This is a genomic window from Halopseudomonas sp. (assembly GCF_036960865.1).
GTDB lineage: Bacteria > Pseudomonadota > Gammaproteobacteria > Pseudomonadales > Pseudomonadaceae > Halopseudomonas.
Genome location: NZ_JBALWE010000025.1, coordinates 1 through 612 on the forward strand (window position 1 = coordinate 1; position 612 = coordinate 612).

The 612-nt window shown below is 56.0% G+C and carries 1 protein-coding gene; it reads left to right on the top strand.

Going from position 1 to position 612, the window contains the following annotated elements:
- The coding region (locus tag V7747_RS18555; RefSeq protein WP_335617470.1) for a radical SAM protein at nt 1–612 on the top strand (612 nt) is incomplete at both ends.

A 612-nucleotide genomic window follows, 5' to 3' on the forward strand; every position in this document is an offset into this window, starting at 1 on the left:
AGCCGATCTGGGTTTCACTGGAACTGACTTACCAATGCCCGCTGAAGTGCGTTTTCTGTAGTAATCCGCTGGATTTTGACAGTTACCGTGACGGCGAAATGAGCACCGACGAATGGAAAAAAGTGATCCGCGAGGCCCGCGAGATGGGCGCCATGCAGATCGGCTTTACCGGCGGCGAACCAACCCTGCGTAAAGATCTGGAAGAGCTGATTCGCTATGCCGACGAGCTGGGTTTTTACACCAACCTGATCACCTCCGGTGTGGGCCTCACGGTAGAGCGCTTGAAGAACATGAAGGCACTGGGGCTGAAACATATCCAGCTCGGTTTCCAGTCCTGCGATGAGCGCGTCGCCAACAGCATGGCTGGCGTCGATAGCTACCAGAAGAAGCTGTCCATCGCCCGCGAGATTAAGGCCCTGGGTTTCCCCATGGTGCTGAATATTCCGGTGACCCGGCAGAACCTGCCACAGATTCCAGAGATTCTATTACTGGCTGAAGATCTGGGGGTGGAGTACATGGAGCTGGCCAACGTGCAGTACTACAACTGGGCGCTGGTGAACCGTGATGAGTTGATGCCGAGCCGCGAAGAGTTGGAATGGGCCGAGGCCGAAG